Annotated in this window: 15 protein-coding genes; 5 read left to right on the forward strand and 10 right to left on the reverse strand. The window is 62.4% G+C overall.

The genetic code is table 11. From position 1 onward, the window contains the following. Window positions 1–13 precede the first annotated feature (13 nt). Together ACN9MO_RS11415 and ACN9MO_RS11420 are read right to left on the reverse strand one after the other, a co-directional pair. A complete protein-coding gene (locus ACN9MO_RS11415; protein ID WP_057253408.1) occupies window positions 14–352 on the reverse strand; it encodes a TIGR01244 family sulfur transferase in 339 nt (112 codons plus the stop codon). A gap of 90 nt (window positions 353–442) precedes the next feature. Then, window positions 443–1,288 carry a DUF4432 family protein gene (locus ACN9MO_RS11420; RefSeq protein ID WP_058321859.1) on the reverse strand — a complete coding sequence of 282 codons (846 nt, stop codon included), beginning with the start codon at window positions 1,286–1,288 and terminating at the stop codon, window positions 443–445. 164 nt (window positions 1,289–1,452) lie between these two features. On the opposite strand from ACN9MO_RS11420, the gene ACN9MO_RS11425 reads away from it, so the two are divergent. From ACN9MO_RS11425 to ACN9MO_RS11435, 3 genes are all read left to right on the forward strand, one after another. Further along, entirely contained in the window at window positions 1,453–2,880 is a 1,428-nt protein-coding gene (locus tag ACN9MO_RS11425; protein WP_112994777.1) for a L,D-transpeptidase family protein, read from the forward strand. Between the two features lie 373 nt (window positions 2,881–3,253). Then, on the forward strand, window positions 3,254–4,543 hold the full coding sequence (locus tag ACN9MO_RS11430) for an NAD(P)/FAD-dependent oxidoreductase (protein WP_112994776.1): 1,290 nt from the start codon (window positions 3,254–3,256) through the stop codon (window positions 4,541–4,543). A gap of 285 nt (window positions 4,544–4,828) precedes the next feature. Further along, window positions 4,829–5,359, forward strand: a complete 531-nt coding sequence (locus tag ACN9MO_RS11435; RefSeq protein WP_112994775.1) for a dihydrofolate reductase family protein — start codon at window positions 4,829–4,831, stop codon at window positions 5,357–5,359. A 75-nt stretch (window positions 5,360–5,434) separates the two neighbouring features. On the opposite strand, the gene ACN9MO_RS11440 is transcribed toward ACN9MO_RS11435, so the two are convergent. From ACN9MO_RS11440 to ACN9MO_RS11475, 8 genes are all read right to left on the reverse strand, one after another. Next, window positions 5,435–6,955, reverse strand: coding sequence for a globin-coupled sensor protein (locus tag ACN9MO_RS11440; RefSeq protein WP_162727996.1), 1,521 nt, complete (start codon window positions 6,953–6,955; stop codon window positions 5,435–5,437). Window positions 6,956–7,408: 453 nt separating this feature from the next. Next, entirely contained in the window at window positions 7,409–8,128 is a 720-nt protein-coding gene (locus ACN9MO_RS11445) for a ParA family protein (RefSeq protein WP_112994773.1), read from the reverse strand. 186 nt (window positions 8,129–8,314) lie between these two features. After that, on the reverse strand, window positions 8,315–9,061 hold the full coding sequence (locus tag ACN9MO_RS11450) for a ParA family protein (RefSeq protein WP_112994772.1): 747 nt from the start codon (window positions 9,059–9,061) through the stop codon (window positions 8,315–8,317). A gap of 240 nt (window positions 9,062–9,301) precedes the next feature. Beyond that, window positions 9,302–10,447 (reverse strand): iron-containing alcohol dehydrogenase, encoded by a 1,146-nt coding sequence (locus ACN9MO_RS11455; RefSeq protein WP_057253396.1) that lies wholly within the window; start codon window positions 10,445–10,447, stop codon window positions 9,302–9,304. After that, window positions 10,444–11,829 carry an aldehyde dehydrogenase family protein gene (locus ACN9MO_RS11460; RefSeq protein WP_112994771.1) on the reverse strand — a complete coding sequence of 462 codons (1,386 nt, stop codon included), beginning with the start codon at window positions 11,827–11,829 and terminating at the stop codon, window positions 10,444–10,446. Before ACN9MO_RS11460 ends, ACN9MO_RS11455 begins: the two co-directional genes overlap by 4 nt. A gap of 83 nt (window positions 11,830–11,912) precedes the next feature. After that, the gene (locus tag ACN9MO_RS11465) at window positions 11,913–13,277 is read right to left on the reverse strand and encodes a glutamine synthetase family protein (protein WP_112994770.1); all 1,365 of its coding nucleotides are present in this window, start codon (window positions 13,275–13,277) and stop codon (window positions 11,913–11,915) included. A gap of 150 nt (window positions 13,278–13,427) precedes the next feature. After that, window positions 13,428–14,975: an amino acid permease gene (locus ACN9MO_RS11470; protein ID WP_057253390.1), complete on the reverse strand. Its 1,548-nt coding sequence runs from the start codon at window positions 14,973–14,975 to the stop codon at window positions 13,428–13,430. A gap of 112 nt (window positions 14,976–15,087) precedes the next feature. Then, window positions 15,088–15,861 carry an N-formylglutamate amidohydrolase gene (locus ACN9MO_RS11475; protein ID WP_082616106.1) on the reverse strand — a complete coding sequence of 258 codons (774 nt, stop codon included), beginning with the start codon at window positions 15,859–15,861 and terminating at the stop codon, window positions 15,088–15,090. A gap of 174 nt (window positions 15,862–16,035) precedes the next feature. On the opposite strand from ACN9MO_RS11475, the gene ACN9MO_RS11480 reads away from it, so the two are divergent. Together ACN9MO_RS11480 and ACN9MO_RS11485 are read left to right on the forward strand one after the other, a co-directional pair. Then, the gene (locus tag ACN9MO_RS11480) at window positions 16,036–16,914 is read left to right on the forward strand and encodes a MurR/RpiR family transcriptional regulator (RefSeq protein WP_057253386.1); all 879 of its coding nucleotides are present in this window, start codon (window positions 16,036–16,038) and stop codon (window positions 16,912–16,914) included. 205 nt (window positions 16,915–17,119) lie between these two features. Next, the gene (locus tag ACN9MO_RS11485; protein WP_057253383.1) at window positions 17,120–18,226 is read left to right on the forward strand and encodes an ABC transporter substrate-binding protein; all 1,107 of its coding nucleotides are present in this window, start codon (window positions 17,120–17,122) and stop codon (window positions 18,224–18,226) included. The last annotated feature ends 176 nt before the right edge of the window (window positions 18,227–18,402 follow it).

The raw sequence follows: 18,402 nt of genomic DNA on the forward strand, positions 1-18,402 counted from the left end.
ACTGGAGCCTGGCTCAGCCGCGGATATGCTGGGTCTGCTGGTAGACGGCCGTCGAGCGCGCGCCGGAGCGGCAATAGCCGAGCATCGGGCGCTGGAACTCGTCGAGCGCGTCGACCATGCTCGTTACCGCGTCTGCCGTCACGCCCATCGGGCCGACGGGGATGTGCTTGGTTTCGATGCCGAGCTCTTCGGCGCGGGCAGCGATCGAATCGAAGGTCGGCTGATCCGGCGCCTCGAAATCCGGGCGGTGGCAGACGATGGACTTGAAGCCGAGCGCCTTGATCTGGTCGAGATCCTCGACGGTGATCTGGCCGGAGACCGAGTATTCGTCGTTGATCTGGCGGATGTCCATGGTCGTCTTCCTCAGGAAATGTGGTGGCCTCTGATGTAGGCGCAGCCCTTCCCCGCGTCAATTCAAAAGCCGCGTGTTCCAGATGCCAGATCAGACGACGGCAAAGGCAATCGCATAGCTCCGCGCCTCGCCCGGCAGGAGTGGCGTCAGTTCACCGGCGGCCGCCAGCTCCGGCCGCTTGGCAATCCGGTGCGATACCGGCTCGATGCTGATCACATCCGCCTCGCCGCGCTGACAGCGCCACATCTGCAGGAAGGGCAGCGTGTCGATGCGGAACCGCACCTGGAGATTGCGCCCACCGAGTCCGGCAAGGCCCACAAGCGTGACGTCCGACCAGCCGTCGGAACCGATGGCCGCTGGCAGGCAAAAATGCGCGCTCTCGCCATTGCCGAAGCGCCAGGCGCTCTCCCCGCCTGCAAGCGAAGCGCTGAGGATACGGGTGACCGGCCCGAGCAGCCTGCCAGCGATGTTGACGTGATACATCATCATCGGCGGAAAGGCCGAGGTCCCCACGTTGACGACGCGATCCTCGAGCACAACTTCGTGCCGCCCCGCATCGATCCGCCATCGCCGCTCGATCCGCGCCTGCCCGCCATCGGCTAGCGCCACCTCGATCGTCGCCGTGCACTCGGCTCCATCGCTCGCCATCTGCGTGTGGCTGACCGCAGTCCCGGCAAGCGACCCATGCAGCGGGTAGCGCGCGCCGTCCGCGCCGCCCTCGATCGGCTCAGGATGGCGGATATGCTCGGGGCCGCAGGTGAAGAGAAATCCGGCAAGCGCCCGGTCGATCCTGATATCGCCGTCAGAGGGGATCGCGGCACCCGGCGACAGGTCGACGCCATCGACGACGAAGGCGGCGATGTCGAGCGCGGAAAGACGATCGAACAGCACATGATTCTCTTGGCCGTCCGCAGGTTCTTCGAGCGTTCTCAGCATGTCCTCTTCCTCAAATCGGCCGTAGAATCACTGCAATCACAAAGCGATGATATCTGAGGAGAGCCACATTTCATTGGTTGAAGCCGAAGTCTGCTCCGCCTAGATAGAATTTAACCGCTTGTTCATGATGAATTCATTTTTTTCACATTAACGTCGAAATCCAAATGTACCGCGCCACATTCGCTACAATGAAGACAGGTTCTCACGTGACGTCAGCGACCCGCATCGGCCTCTCGCTTCTCGCCGCAGCCGGCTTTCTCGCCGTGGATTTGACGGCCGCTTTCGCGCAGGACTATCGCGGCAGAAATCGCTATGGCGACGACGTCATGCTGGTCACGCCCGATGGCGAAATACTCGACTACGTGCCGCGCGCCGATGAGGTGCAGACCATGCGCGACAGCCGCGGGCGCACGCTGCTGATCGATAGCTGGGGCAATGTGGTGGCGACCGTCGTGCCCAATCGCGGCCGCCAGGATGGCTATGGCGGCTATCGCCGCGAGGGCGACGTCGACATCTATTCGAACCGCCGCAACCGCGACACCGAGCGCGGCTACGGCTATTCCGAGCCTGGCGAAGTCACCGGTTCCATCCCCGACTACCGCGACGTGGTGCCGCCATCCACCGATGGCAACGAGCTGCCGAACAGCCTTCCGGGCCTGATCGACGGCACTGAAGAGGCCGCGATCGATCCGAACGACAGCCAGCCCATGCGCCAGTCGATGCCGCCGGCAATGACGGTCAAGAGCAAGTCGCGCGCCGAGATCACCGCACTGCAGGTCTTCCTCGACCGAGAAGGTTTTTCGCCCGGCGTGATCGACGGCAAGATGGGCTCGAACGTGACCAAGGCGATCGAGGCCTGGCAGCAGTCGACCGGCGAGACGCTCGACCCCAACAACACCGAGGACATCCTCGAGCGGCTGCGCATGAGCGGCGGCATGCCGATCACCAGCTATACGATCACGGCTGCCGACGCTGCCGGCCCCTATGTCGCGTCGATCCCGGAGGACTACGCGCACAAGGCGATGCTGCCGCATATGTCCTTCACCTCCACCACGGAAATGCTCGGCGAAAAGTTCCACATGGACGAAGCCTATCTGCGCGAGCTGAACCCGGGCGTCGACTTCACCATCCCGGGCACCATCATCAAGGTGATCAATCCGGGTGCGAACAAGGCCGGCAAGGTTGCCCGCATTCTCGCCGACAAGGCGCGCAAGCAGGTGCTCGCCTATGACGACACCGGCAAGCTGATCGCCGCCTATCCGGCAACGATCGGCTCGTCCGACACACCATCGCCTTCGGGCACCGTCAATGTCGAGCGCATCGCGCTCAATCCGGGCTACACCTACAACCCGAAGATCAACTTCAGGCAGGGCAACAACGACAAGATCCTCACGTTGCAGCCCGGCCCGAACGGCCCGGTCGGCACCGTCTGGATCGCGCTCTCGAAGCCGACCTACGGCATTCACGGCACGCCGGAACCCTCCAAGATCGGCAAGACCCAGAGCCACGGCTGCGTGCGCCTGACCAATTGGGATGCGACCGAGCTCGCCAAGATGGTCAGCCCCGGCGTGACCGTCGAGTTCGTCGATTGACGCCATTGCGTTGCCGAAAGCTTTTTTGCACCATTTCCCCCAATTGGGTGAGTGACTTCGGCCAAACGGCATAGAAGATGGCATTGCCTGATTGACCATCCACGACAGGCACGTTTTTAAAGATGTATCGCCGAAGCTTGACGACGTTTCGGCAAAGATTTTTCAGACGTATACATTTACAAGACCGCAGCTGCCGACGACCCAGCTGCGGTTTTTCTCCATTGCCCCACCGCGCAGCGCCCCGATGCCTCCGGCCGGCCTTGCATCATGACTTCATGAAACATTGTCATGAGAATTTTCCCCGCAATCGGCTATCACCGAGAGAACCCTGACCTATAGCCGGACGTCCGGCAGCACTTGAAGGATTGCCGCGATGGCGACGGAGCGCACCCTGCCCAACCTCTGGCATGCGACGGCACCGGCCGCGCCCGAAACCAGGCCGCTCAGCCGCGACCTGACGACCGATGTCGCGATCATCGGCGGCGGCTTCACCGGCCTATCGGCAGCCCTGCACCTCGCCGAAAAAGGGATCAAGGCAACGGTGATCGAGGCGAAGATGATCGGCTTCGGCGGCTCCGGCCGCAATGTTGGCCTCGTCAATGCCGGCATGTGGGTCAAGCCCGACGATCTCATCTCGACCCTCGGCCCGGCCGCCGGCAACCGCCTGCTCACCGAACTCGGTGACGGCCCGTCGATGGTCTATGCTCTGGTCGAAAAATACGGCATCGCCTGCGAGGCGGTGCGCAACGGCACGCTGCACATGGCCGTCGGTAGCGACGGTGTCACGGAAATCAAAGACCGCGAAGCGCAATGGCAGAAGCGCGGCGCCCCGGTCGAGGCACTTTCGGCCGAGCGGGCGCATGCGCTCACCGGCGCCGAAGGCTTTTCCGGCGCCCTGCTCGATCGCCGCGCCGGCACGATCCAGCCGCTCGCCTATGCCCGCGGCCTGGCACGCGCAGCCCTTGCTGCCGGTGCCGAGATCTACACCGACACGCCGCTGACAGGCGCCGAACGCCAGGGCGAGACCTGGGTGCTGAAAGCCGGCAACAGCGTCATCCGCGCCAAGCAGGTGATCCTTGCTACCAACGCCTATGGCGGCCTCTTCGCCGAAAGCCCGTGGCAGGCGCATACGCAGGAACTGACGATCCTGCCCTATTTCCAATTCGCCACCAATCCGCTGCCCGATGCGGTTGCAAGCCGTATCCTGCCGGAGCGCCAGGGCACCTGGGACACCGGCCTCGTCATGACGTCGTTCCGCATGGACCAGCAGGACCGGCTGATCTTCGGCTCGATCGGCAGGCTCGACGCGATCGCCGAAGGCACGCACCGCGCCTTTGCCGCCCGCTCGCTGCGCAAGCTCTTCCCCTTCATCGGCGACTTCCGCTTTGAATACTGGTGGGACGGCCGCATCGGCATGACCACCAACAACCTGCCGGCCATGCACACGCTCGCCCCCAACGTGGTTTCCGTCAGCGGCTACAACGGCCGCGGCATTGCGCCGGGCACCGTCTTCGGCCGGGCTCTGGCGAACCACGTCACCGGCGAGACCTCGGCGATCCCGCTTGCTGAAACACCGGTAACCCCGGACACCTGGCGCGGCGTAAAGTCGGCCTTCTACCACGCCGGCGCCCAGGCCAAGCACTTCATCGATCGGCGCTTCTGAGCAGCTCCCAGAGGATGCACCGGACCGGTCGTGCCGGTCCGTTACCTCGATGACAGCTTTCTTTCTCTGTCATCCCGAAAGAAAGCTCCGCGACCATTCTGGGTCGGTCCCGGCAGACCGGCCTTCTCCGGGCCACCAGCCGGCCGGCCAGAATGGTTGCGGCTAACCGCACCTTCATGCGCCCCCCAAAAACCGATTGCGTTATAAAAGCAGTCGACCTATCCTACACCGATTGCATATCACAATCAGACCTGCGCGGATGCCATCTAGGGAAAGGAAGCGGCTATGGCAAAACTCGTGTTCGGAATGAACCAGTCCCTGGACGGCTACGTCGATCACATGGCGTTTGCGCCAAGCCCCACGCTCTTCCGCCACTTCATCGAGGAGGCCGAACAGCAGGCGGGCAGCCTGTACGGTCGCCGCATCTATGAGATCATGCGTTACTGGGACGACGAGCATTCGGAATGGGGTGCGGACGAGCGTGCTTTCGCGGCGGCGTGGCGGAAGCAGCCGAAATATGTCGTTTCGCGTTCGCTGAAGGCTGTCGGCTCCAATGCCCGGCTTGTCGAGGGTGATCTCGAAGGCGCAATCCGCACGTTGAAGGCTGAGCACGACGGCGAGATCGAAGTGGCTGGCCCGGTCTTGGCGCACAGCCTCACCGAACTTGGCCTGATCGACGAATACCGGATCTACCTGCACCCGGTCGTGCTGGGTCACGGCAACCCCTATTTCGCCGGCCCCCGACCGCCGCTCCGTCTGGTGTCTCATGATCGGATTGGCGAGGACGTGGTGAGGTTGACCTACGTTCCTGCTTAATTTGCTAGTCTGCCAGTCCGACAAACCAAAACGCCCCGGATCATCCCTGACCCGAGGCGTCGTCTCTCAATACGATCACGCCGCCGCGCGGTAGCCCGAACCGGCACTGACCTGTACCTGCCCAGAGGTCCGGAAGGCGCGCAGGCGCATGGCGATGTGCTCGGCCTCGCCCGTCAGCGCCTGGCTTGCGGCATTGGCCTGCTCGACCATGGCGGCATTCTGCTGGGTGATCTGGTCCATCTGGGTGATCGCAGTGTTGACCTCCTGCAGGCCGGTTGCCTGTTCGGCGGTGCTGGCGCGGATCGCGCCGAAGACGGAGCTGACTTCCACCACCTGCGCCACGATCTGCTGCAGTGACTGGGCCACCTGGTTGACCGAGTTCACCCCGTCATCCACTTGGTCGCGCGACTTGGCGATCAGTCCCTGAATATCCTTCGCAGCGTCAGCGCAACGCTGAGCAAGCGCGCGGACTTCGGACGCGACAACGGCAAAGCCCCTGCCCGCCTCGCCGGCCCGCGCCGCCTCAATGCCGGCATTCAGCGCCAGGAGGTTGGTCTGGAAGGCGATCTCGTCGATCACGTCGACGATCCGGGCGATGCTGGCCGACGACGTCTGGATCTCCTGCATCACCTCGATCGCGTGGCTGACGATCTCGCCGCTCTGTTCGGCATTGGCGCGCGCGGCAATGACGGTCGAGTTCGCCTGGTTGGCGCCTTCGGCCGTCTGCTTGACGGTGCGCGTCACCTGCTCGACGGCTGCCGCCGTCTCCTCGAGATTGGCGGCCTGCCGCTCCGTGCGCTTGGCCAGATCGTCGGCGGCCGCGGCGATTTCCTTGGCACTCGTATGGATCTGGCTGGCGCCGGCCTCGATGCCGCCGATGGCACGAGAGAGTTCGCCGATCGCGTGGTTGAAGTTTTCGCCAAGCTCCTGATAGGCGACCGGCAGATCGGCGCCGATGCGCGCTGTCAGATCGCCGTCGGCGATCTTCTTCAAGGCGGCGCCGAATGTCTTGCTGATCAGCGCGCGCTCGGCCGCCAGCACTTCTTCCTGGACGGCGCGCTGCTTGGTGACATCGGACGCATCCATGTAGACGGAGATCGACAGATCCATATCGAGGAAGACGCCCTTGACGAGGCTCGACAGCATCGCGCCCATGTCTTCGGCCGAGGTGGTCTGGCGCGAAAACAGACCGGCCTTCGGCCAGTACGCCCTAACGATTTCGGTAATCAGATGTTCGGCGATCAGCGCATAGCCGCCGATGTACCAACGGGGCTCGAGGCCGATGCGCGCGTGGACCTGGCCGATGGTGCGGACCTTGGCGCTGTAGTCTTCATTGAAGTTGGCGTCGGCGATGTTTGCCCAGTGGCCGACCTGCGCGCCCTTGGCACGATCAATATGGCTGTCGGACGAAAAGAAGCGCTTCGTCTCAGGCGTCGCCTTCACCTTGCCATAGAACTTGTCGAGCGCCGGCTTCAGCTCCTTTTCGAGGATCGGCTTCAGCGCCTTGAGGCTCGTTCTGGCGGCATCGTCGAGCGCCATGAAATTCAGACGACCGGCAACATCCTGCGTGCCGGCAGCGGTGTGTTCCGTTTTCATGCGCGAACTTCCCTGCATGCTCTGCCGCATGTTTTTTCGATCTGGGGACGAAAACACGCAGCAGTTCGAAGTGATACAACGACCTTGGCACCTTTGGTTGGGCGCGGCGCTGTTGTGGATCATGGAGACAGGATCGACGGCGCACTGCATGTTTCCTTTAATCGTATTCGATTAAAGGACAAAAACATGCAGCACTTCAAAGTGCTACAGCGACCTTTGCGCGTCTGATAAGACGCGCGGCGCTGTAGGCGTCTGAGATCATGGCCGCAGTCATGGCGGCCGATTGCCCGCTTGCTGATATCGCGAGGGGCAAGCTGTGTCCTTGGCCACTGTTAGAAGCCTAGGGTAAAGGAAGCCTTACGGGCGACAGCTATTTCGCGAGTGCTGAAACAGGATTCAACCGGAACTGACGAACGTCAATTCCGGTTGAAAGGGAACAAGTCGAGGAAAAGATCAGGCGGCGTTGCGCGACGCCCAGGACGGCATGCGTGCGGCCCAGGAACGGCGCGCCTTGACCGGCAACAGCGCCTGCACTTCTTTTGCCAATGCGAAGGCGTTTTCGCGCGCCTTGTCGAGGTTGCTGACACGGGCCGGATCCATCGTCTGCAGCGTGCCGCCGCAGTCGAAAATCTCGCGATAGGCGGCGCGCTCGACGATCGGCGTGTCGAGCACCGAGACGCCGCGCTCGGCGAGCATGGCCTTGATCGTCTGCAGCGCGCGCGTGGTGACAAGCGAATTGACGCGGGTGAGCACGACCGAATGGTTGATGCGTTGCTTGGACCGATCCTCGATCTGGCGGATGAGTTCGAGGATCTGCGCAGCGCCGCGCGCATCCATGGCGCAGCCCTGCACCGGGATCAGCACCTGATCGGAAATGGCCAGTGCCAGTGCGACAATCTGGTCTTTCGCGCCCGCGAGATCGATGACGATGTAATCCGCCTCATCCTTCATCTCGCGAATATGACATTCGAGCGAGCCGGGCGTGATATGCGAGATGACCGTGAGGTTGGCGATGTGGCCGGAAACTTCGGCCCAGCTCGTGATCCAGCGCTGCGGATCGGCATCGAGAACCACGACACGATGTCCTTGCCTTGCCAACTCCGTCGACAGGATCAGCGCCGCCGTCGTCTTGCCCGCGCCGCCCTTTGCATTGGCGAAAGTGATGACCGCCATGATATTCCTCATTCTGTGCGTGTTCCGCGCTGAACCCGGCCATGGCCGGTGGTTCGCCTCTTAACGAAACCTTTCAGATCATGGTTAACGAATTGGTAACGCGGCTACGTGAAACCTGACAGTCACGCGGCCGGAAGACCGGCGGTACGCCGCAATGAAGATGAAAAAGAGCAGAGGTTCCGGCTCTCAGGCCGGCAGTGCGACCGGGTCCGCCGCCCGCTCCGAGCGGTAGCACATCGATGAGAACGGACCGTGCCGCATCGCTTCTCCGGCCGGGTTGACCAGCCTCAGCACGTCATCGGCAAAGGCGCGGGCATTGGCCTGGGCCTTTGCCAGGTTGCTGACCCTGGCAGCATCGAGCGAATAGAGCGTATCGCCCTGCTCGAAGAGTTCGCGGAAAGCCGTGCGTTCTACGAGCGGCGTATCGACGAGGCGAATCTTGCATTCGGCCAGCATCAGCTTGACCTTGCGCATCGCCCGCGTCGTCACGATGGCATTGACCCGCGTCAACAGTACCGCATGGTTGATATTGGCGTGCACATTGTTCTCGATATAGCGGATCAGCTCGAGCACCTGCGTGGCACCGCGCGCATCCATGACGCAGCCCTGAACCGGGATCAGCGTCAGGTCCGAAAGACCGATCGCAAGCGCAACCAGCACGTCGGCCGCTCCCGAGAGGTCGATGACCACATGCTCGACGCAACCTCGCAGCCGTCTGAGGTGGTCGCTAAGGGTCGTCGTGGTGACACCGGAGATGACGGAGAGATTGCTGTCGCTTCGACCGTGCCTAAACCAGTCGGTCATGCAGGCGAGCTGGTCGCAATCGAGAACCGCAACCCGGTCGCCGCGCCGGGCAAGCTCGCTGGCGAGCAGCAACGCCGCCGTCGTCTTGCCAGCTCCCCCCTTCGCATTCGCGAGGGACACAATCGCCATTGCTCGACCCTAACTCACCCACGGCCCTCTGGTTCCGGGCCGAAACATACGCACACCCTAATGGAAGCGTTTCAGATCGCGGTAAACGAACTGTAAAGGGCGCGCTTCCTGGGAACCAAATCGTGACAGTTCCGTGACAATTAGGTGACAAATCGGCTGCAATGGCAAGTGGTATTTTCGACCCCTCTAAACTAAGGGAGATCTGGCGCCTCACCCGGGCGAGGCGCCAGCAACACTATGTCAGATGCACTCGCGGAAGAGTTTCTTCGCGGCATCCAGCGTGAGCTCGACCGGGTTGCCGCCCGCCGTCGGGTCGACGATCGCCATCTCCGACATCTCGTCGATGCGGTCCGTACCGACGCCGAGTGCCGACAGCTTATCCGGAACGCCGAGTTCCTCGCGCAGCTTCAGCACGTAGTCGTAGAAACCGTCGAAACCGCCGGAAATGCCGAGATAGGCGGCGGCGCGCACGATCTTGTCCTCAATCGCCGGGCGGTTGAAGCGCAGCACCGGCGGCATCACCACCGCATTGGTCATGCCGTGGTGGGTGTTGTAGATCGCGCCGACCGGATGCGACAGCGAGTGAATGGCGCCGAGGCCCTTCTGGAAGGCGACGGCACCCATGGCAGCCGCACTCATCATGTTGGCGCGGGCCTCAATGTCCGTGCCGTCCTTGTAGGCGCGCGGCAGATACTCTTTCACCAACCGCATGCCTTCGAGCGCGATGCCGGCCGACATCGGATGGTAGAAGGGCGAGGAATAGGCTTCCAGGCAATGGGCGAAGGCGTCCATGCCGGTGCCGGCGGTGATCACCTTCGGCATGCCGACCGTCAGTTCCGGGTCGCAGATTGTCACTGCCGGCAGGAACTTCGGGTGGAAGATCACCTTCTTTACGTGGCTTGCCGAATTGGTGATGACGCTGGCGCGGCCGACTTCCGACCCGGTGCCGGCCGTGGTCGGCACGGCGACGATCGGCGCAATGCCTTCGACGCTCGCGCGTGTCCACCAGTCGCCGATGTCCTCAAAGTCCCAGACCGGGCGGCTCTGCCCGGCCATGAAGGCGACGCACTTGCCGAGATCGAGGCCCGAGCCGCCGCCGAAGGCGACGACGCCATCATGACCGCCATCCTTGAAGGCCTTGACGCCGGCTTCAAGGTTGACGTCATTCGGGTTCGGATCGACATCGGCGAAGATCGCCCGGCCGAGACCGGCGGCGCTCAGGATATCGAGCGCGTTCTGGGTGATCGCCATCGGCGCGAGGCCCCGGTCGGTGATCAGCAGCGGTTTCTTCATGCCCGCCGCCTTGCAATGGTCGGCAAGCTCCTTGATCCGGCCGGCACCAAACTTGATGGCGGTCGGATAGCTCCAGTTGGCGGTGATGGTCATGCGGTGACTTTCTTCAGATGGTAGGATTTCGGACGGGTAAGGTTCTGGAAGCCGATGACCGAGAGCGAGCCGCCACGGCCCGTTTCCTTGACGCCGGTCCAGCAAAGCGCCGGGTCGAGATAGTCGGCGCGGTTCATGAACACCGTGCCGGTCTCGATGTCGGCGCCGATGCGCGCGGCGCGCTCGGCATCCTTGGTCCAGAGCGATGCGGTGAGGCCATATTGCGAGTCGTTCATCAGCTCGATCGCCTGGCTGTCGCTCTTCACCTTCATGATGCCGACGGCCGGACCGAAGGTCTCTTCGCGCATGAAGGCCATGGAGTGATCGACATTGGTAAGGATCTGCGGCGCGAGATAGGCGCCACCGTCATCCTGCGGGAACAGCTTCGGGTCGATGAGAGCCTTGGCGCCCTTGGCAACCGCATCGGCGATCTGCTCGCGCACGGTCGCGGCAAAGCGCTTGTTTGCCATCGGCCCGAGCGTCGTTTCCGGATCGAGCGGATTGCCGAGCTTGTAATTGGAAACCCAGGCGACCGACTTCTCGACGAAGGCGTCATAGAGCTTTTCATGCACGTAGATGCGCTCGATGCCGCAGCAGCACTGGCCGGAATTGTAAGTGGCGCCATCCATCAGCGTGTCGACGGCCGCATCGAGGTCGGCGTCTTCCATGACGTAGCCCGGATCCTTGCCGCCGAGTTCGAGGCCGAGACCGGTGAAGGTGCCGGCAGCCGCGCGCTCGATCGACCGTCCGCCCTCGACCGAGCCGGTGAAGTTGACGAAATCGAAGCTCTTGGCAGCAATCAGCGCCGCTGATGTCTCATGGTCGAGGAAGATGTTCTGGAAGACGTCGGCGGGAACGCCGGCCTCGACGAAGGCGCGCACCATGCGCTCGCCGACGAGGATCGTCTGGCTCGCATGTTTGATGATGACGGTATTGCCGGCCATCAGCGCCGGGGCGACCGTGTTGATCGCGGTCATGTAAGGATAGTTCCACGGCGCGACGACGAAGACGACGCCATGCGGCTCGCGGGCGATGCGGCGCTCGAAGCGGTCGCTTTCCTCGATCACCAGCGGCTTCAGCGCATCGGCGGCGATCGTCGCGACATAGTTCGAGCGCTCGTTGAAGCCTTTGAACTCGCCGCCGTAGCGCACCGGCCGGCCCATCTGCCAGGCAAGCTCCGGCACCACCTCGTCGACCATTTCATTGAGGCGGGCGACACCTGATAGCACCAGGTTGACGCGCTCGTCGAGCGGACGGCGCGCCCAGGCCTTCTGCGCCTGGCGGGCGCGGGAAACCACCTGTTTTGCCAGCTCCAGCGGCATCGCCGGGCGTTCCGCGTAGACTTCGCCGTTCACGGGCGAAATGCACTTGATCATGCTCATGATCGTTTTCCTGCTTTCATTGCGAATGATGCGGTGGCCGACCCTGCCAGGATCGGCCACCGTGTGAGAGATAGGGACCAGGATCAGGCCCGCTCGAAACCGCGTGCGACCTCCCAATCGGTGACGCGGCGGTCATATTCTTCCTGTTCCCAGTGCCCGGCCCGCGCGTAATGCTCGATGACCTCATCGCCAAAGGCGGCGCGCAGCATCTTGGATTCCTCAAGCGCTGCCGTCGCGTCTCTGAGCGTGCGCGGGATCTCGCGCACGTCCTTGCCGCCATAGGCGTCGCCGACGAAGGGCGCTTCCAGTTCCATCTTGTTTTCAATACCGGAAATGCCGGCGGCGATCAAAGCCGCGAAGGCGAGATAGGGATTGAGATCGGAGCCGCCGACGCGGCATTCGATGCGGATCGCCTTGGTGTCCTCGCCGCACAGGCGATAGCCGGCGGTGCGGTTGTCCTTGCTCCAGACCGCCTTGGTCGGCGCGAAGGTGCCGGCCATGAAGCGCTTGTAGGAGTTGATGTAGGGCGCAAGGAAATAGGTGATCTCGCTCGCGTGGGTCAGCAGACCCGCCACATAGTGGCGCATCATCTCCGACATGCCGTATTTGCCGCTCTCGTCGTAGAATTTCGACGATTTTCCGTCAGCGCTCCAGAGCGACTGATGAATATGCGAGGAGGAGCCGGCGGCCGAATAATTCCATTTGGCGAGGAAGGTGATCGCCTTGCCGCGCGACCAGGCGATTTCCTTGCAGCCGTTCTTGATGATCGCGTGCCGGTCGGCCATCGTCAGCGCGTCGGCATAACGCACGTTGATCTCTTCCTGCCCGGCCGATGCCTCCCCCTTCGAATTCTCGACCGGGATGTCGGCGCCCTGCAGGCCGTTGCGGATCGCCCGCATCACATCTTCTTCCTTGGTGGTCTGGAAGATGTGGTAGTCCTCGTTGTAGCCGCTGACGAGTTGCAGGTCGCGATAGCCGGATTGGCGGGCATCGTCGTAGGACTGGTCGAACAGGAAGAATTCGAGCTCGCTCGCCATGTAGGCCTTGAGCCCCATCTTCTCGAGCCGCGCCACCTGCTTCTTCAGGATCGCGCGCGGCGAGTGCGGCACTTCCTCGTGGGTGTGATGGTCGAGCATGTCGCAAAGCACGAGCGCCGTGCCTTCGAGCCAGGGAATGCGGCGAAGTGTCGAAAGGTCCGGCTTCATCGTATAGTCGCCGTAGCCCTTCTCCCAGCTCGTCGCCTTGTAGCCGGGAACGGTCTCCATCTCCATGTCGGTCGCAAGCAGATAGTTGCAGCTATGCGTTTCCTTCCAGGCGCCGTCGACGAAGAACTGCGCGTGGAAGCGCTTGCCCATCAGCCGGCCCTGCATGTCGACCTGGCAGGCGAGAACCGTATCGATGCGCCCGGCGGCGACGTCTTCCTTCAACTCATCAAACGTATAGCTCATCAACTTCCATCCCATGTTTGGTCACGCGGCCGTTCCCTTGGGTCACGATATTTTTGGGCCGCGTGGACGTGATCCGTTCAAGTAACCGGACAAGCTCCGGAAAAGAAAAGGCGGAAGTCGCGGTCGCGCTCCCGCCCATTTTGTTGGTGTTCAGACTTCGCCGACGGCCTTTTCGGCAGCGGCAATCTCGGCCTGGCGGCGCGCCACTTCGTCGCCGATCGGCGGGCCGCGGAAGCGGCGGGTTTCGAAGCCGAACCAGATCAGAGCCGTCAGCACCAGGAAGCCCACGGTGATGTAGAGCGCCCAGTCGTTCGGCGGTTGGATACCGAGAACGAAGATCAGCACCATGGCGATGATCGACAGAACCGCGAAGAGCTTGAACATCGCCTCGCCCAGGTTCCACGGGCCCATTTTATCCCACTTCGAGGTTCCCCAGGCGAAAAGGCCGAGCGTGATCGGGATCGCGAAGGAGAAGAACAGGAAGATGACCGTGCACGAGACGACGATCGTATAAACCGGCGTTTCGCCGATCGACACGAGCGACGAGCCCCAGACGAACAGGACCGAGAGGATCGAGCCGGTCCAGATCGCCGCAACCGGCGACCGGTGGGTCGGGCTGACCTTGGCGAGCGCCCTGGAGGCCGGCAGACCGCCGTCACGCGAGAAGGCGAAGATCATGCGTGATACCGAGGTCACCGTCGCCAGGCCGCACAGCCACTGGCTGACGAGGATGGCGAGATAGAGGATGTCCTTTATGACCGGGTTGACTTGGGCGTCCATCGCCCAGAAGAACACGTTCCAGCCCTGCTTGGCAGCTTCGTCCATGTTCGGGATCATCAGCACGAAGGCGCACAGCATGATGTAGCCGAAGAGCGCCGACCAGAGCACGGAAGAAACCATACCGCGCGGCACGGATTCCGCCGCCTTGACGGTTTCTTCCGAGGTGTGGGCAGAAGCGTCGTAGCCGGTGATCGTGTAGATCGGCAGCAGAAGGCCGAGCAGGAACACCCAGGTGCCCGACGTCTGCGGCCAGACGTTGCCGCCGGCTTCACCGGAATAGTTGGAGAAGGTGAAGAGCCTTGCGATGTCGTAGCTGTCGGCGGCCGCGAGGCAAACGACGGCAAGCAGGATCGCAGTTGCGAAGATCAGGTAGCCGGAGAAATCGGTGAGCTTGGCGGTGAGCCCGATGCCCATGTGGTTCACGAGCGCCTGTGCGCCGGTGATGATCGCCAGGAAGACGATGCGGGTAGTGGTTGTGTCCTCCAGCGCGAAATAGGGCGTGCCGAAGGAACCCATGAAGAAGTAATAGGTGCCGACGTTGATCGCGCCGAGAACGGTGACGAGACCGAGCAGGTTGAACCAGGCGGTCACCCAGCCGGTAAAGCGGTTACCAAGGATCGAACCCCAGTGGTAGAGGCCGCCGGCCGTCGGATAGGCCGAGCTGATCTGCGCCATGGCGACCGCAAAGACCAAGGAAATGAAGCAGCCAAGCGGCCAGCCGATGCCGATCGCGGCGCCCCCTGCGCCGGCTGTCGCCTGGGCGAGCGAATTGATGCCGCCGGAGAGAATGCAGATGATCGAGAACGACACCGCGAAGTTCGAGAACTGGCTCATGCGCCGCTCGAGCTCCTGGGCATAGCCCATCGAGTGCAAGACACTCATGTCCTGCTTTTTGTCCAAATCGCTGTAGTCTGACATTTTTCTTCCCCTGATTTATTCAGACCACACCGCCCCATTGCGGCAGGGTCCCATCAACCACCTGCCCCGGCTGGCCGGAACAGGACCGCGGCAAGCCGCTCCCCAGGGTCTTTTATTGTGCTGAAAGTGCCACTGCGCCTTTGCGGAGCAATCCTTCCAGATAGTCGGCCATGACCCTTTGGCCGATGTCATTGCGAATGAGATCGTTGCGGATCTCGATCATCACATTCGGCAGTCCGTTGAGGACGCCGTATTCAATCAGACTGTGAGTAACGCCGTCGGCCGGGCCATAGGGCTCGTTGCGGCGGATGTCGTAGGCGACCTGCCCCTTCGTCGCGACCGCCAGCATGTGGTCGGCAAGGCGGCTGTCCGCATCGTGCAGGATACCGACCTCGACGGCCCGCGGCTTGCCGAAATAGACGGGCGTGAAGCTATGCATCGTCACCAGGATCGGCGGCCTGCCGGCGGCCTTGCGGGCGGAAACGAAGCGCGCGACCGAATCGTGAAACGGGCGATAGATCTCCTCGACCCGCGCCTGCCGCTCGTCGTCGGTCATCGTCCGGTTTCCCGGGATCTCGTAAACTTCGCTCAGAACCGGCATCGCCGCCTCTGCCTCGGGCGGGCGGTTGCAATCATAGGCAAGCCGCGAGAAGCGCTGGTAGATCAACGCCGCATCGAGCTTGGCGGCGAGAAGCTTGGCGACGGCGAGCGCGCCCGGGTCCCAGGCGATATGACTTTCGAGCGCTTGCTCCGTAAGGCCGAGCGTACCGAGGCGCTCCGGAACCCGACGCGAGGCGTGCTCGCAGACGAGCACGATATCGCCCTTCCCTGTGGCGTTTTCGATCGCAACCGGATCGCCATCTGCTTCGGTCAAAAGTCGCGTCAACACCGGCATCCCCTTTTGCCCGTTAGACGTTCGTTAATGAAAAGAATTCTTCAGAGATTGGCGAGTGTCAATCAAAATCTGAAACGATCTCTTCAAAATTGCGATTGACTCCAATTGTGACAGCGATGTTTAATCTGTCACAAACCGGCTCTAGATCGGTTCAGGGGAGACATTTTGAGCAGCAAGGCGACATCGACGACGGTGTCGGATGTGATCAATGCCCACTTCACCGCGCTGACCCGCGCGGAGAAGCAACTGGCGGAGACACTTCTCGACAATTATCCCGTATCGGGACTCGGCTCGATCACCACGGTCGCCGAGAACGCCGGCGTATCGACTCCGACCGTCGCGCGCATGGTGCAGAAGCTCGGCTTCCGCGGCTTTCCGGATTTCCAGGCGCGGCTGCACCAGGAACTGGAAGCGACGATCTCCAATCCGATCACCAAGCACGACCGCTGGGCCGCCAATGCGCCGGGAACCCACACGCTCAACCGCTTCGCCGACGCGATCACCAGCAATCTGCGCGAGACGCTGACCCAGATCGATCCACGGGAATTCGACGAGGCCGCCGCCCTCATCGCCGACCGCAAGCGCAGCATCTATCTGCTCGGAGGCCGCATCACCCATGCGCTTGCCGACTATCTCTTCACCCATCTTCAGGTCATTCGTCCGGGTGTCACCGAGATCGCCTCCAACGCCAGCGCCTGGCCGCACTACGTGCTCGATATGCGCCAGGGCGACGTCTTGATTCTGTTCGACATTCGCCGCTACGAGCAGGAGATGGCGACGCTCGCCACATCCGCCCGCGAGCGTGGCGTCGAGATCATCCTCTTCACCGATCGCTGGACTTCGCCGGTCGCCAAATCCGCCTCCCGCGTGTTCCGCTCGCAGATCGAAGTACCGTCGGCCTGGGACAGCTCGGTGGTGATCCTGTTCTTGATCGAGGCTCTGATCGAGGCGGTGCAAAGTTCGAACTGGGAGGAAACCCGGGATCGAATGAAAACGCTCGAAGGCCTTTTCGATTCCACCCGCATCTTTCGCAAACCCGTCTAGGAGTGCTCGCCGACCCGTTCACGGAATTTCATACAGTTGTGCGACAGTGAGCCACCCCGCCAGAAAAAGAAATGTTCTTCCAACGACATAGGCGGCGCGAACGGATAAACCGCTGTCACATTACTTTCATGGCATCTCTTTAACAGCCTAGCCGAAATCGACTGAATACCCCACGAATTTGACTAAACCCATAAGGAGAACACCAGTGATTTCAAGAACCCATCGCCTGCTTTCGCTTTCCACCGCCGTTTTCCTGGCGACGACCGCAATCGCCGCCGCCGAGCCGAGCGCCGAACTCATCGAAGCCGCCAAGAAGGAAGGCATGCTGACCACCGTCGCCCTGCCCCACGACTGGTGCGGCTATGGCGACGTCATCGCCTCCTTCAAGGCCAAGTATCCGGAAATCCAGGTCAACGAACTGAACCCGGACGCGGGCTCGGCTGACGAAGTCGAAGCCGTCAAGGCCAACAAGGACAACAAGGGTCCGCAGGCCCCTGACGTCGTCGACGTCGGTCTCGCCTTCGGCCCGCAGATGAAGGCCGAAGGCCTGCTGCAGCCCTACAAGGTTTCCACCTGGGACGAGATCCCGGACAGCGTCAAGGACGCCGAAGGCTACTGGTACGGCGACTATTACGGCGTGATGTCGTTCCTCGTGAACAAGGACCTTGTCCAGACCGCTCCGAAGGACTGGGCTGATCTCCTGAAGCCGGAATATGCCGGTCAGGTCGCTCTCGCCGGCGATCCGCGCGCGTCGAACCAGGCGATCCTCGGCGTTCTCGCCGCCGGTCTCGCCAAGGGTGCGAAGTCGGGCAAGGAAGCCGGTGAAGCTGGCCTCGGCTACTTCGCCGAACTCAACAAGGCCGGCAACTTCGTTCCGGTCATCGGCAAGTCCGGTACGCTCGCCCAGGGCTCGACCCCGATCATCGTTGCCTGGGACTACAACGCGCTCGGCTGGGCCAAGACCCTCAACGGCAACCCGCCGACCGAAGTCGTCGTTCCGGCCAGCGGAGTTCTCGCCGGCGTCTACGTTCAGGGCATCTCGGCCTACGCGCCGCACCCGAACGCAGCGAAGCTGTGGATGGAGCACCTCTATTCCGACGAAGGTCAGCTCGGCTGGCTCAAGGGCTTCTGCCACCCGACCCGCTTCAACGCGATGGTCAAGGCCGGCAAGGTTCCGCAGGCACTGATCGACGCCCTGCCGCCGGCAGCGTCTTATGAAAAGGCCTACTTCCCGACGCTCGAAGAAGTCGATGCCAACAAGGCTGCCGTCACCGGCGGCTGGGATTCCGTCGTCGGCGCGAACGTTCAGTAAGTCTTTCCACAGACATGTCGCCTCGGCCGGTTTTCCGGCCGGGGCGACATAAGTTATTCGTAAGGAATTCAAGTCTTTGGAGCGGAATGAGGAAAAATGTGCGCGGGTTTCAGCCCGCACCCCGCTCTAACTTGCAAGTATCAATAACGCCCGCGTCGATAACGCGGTTTCAGGGG

This window comes from Ensifer sp. R-19, assembly GCF_049905105.1.
In the GTDB taxonomy this organism is placed as follows: Bacteria; Pseudomonadota; Alphaproteobacteria; order Rhizobiales; family Rhizobiaceae; genus Ensifer.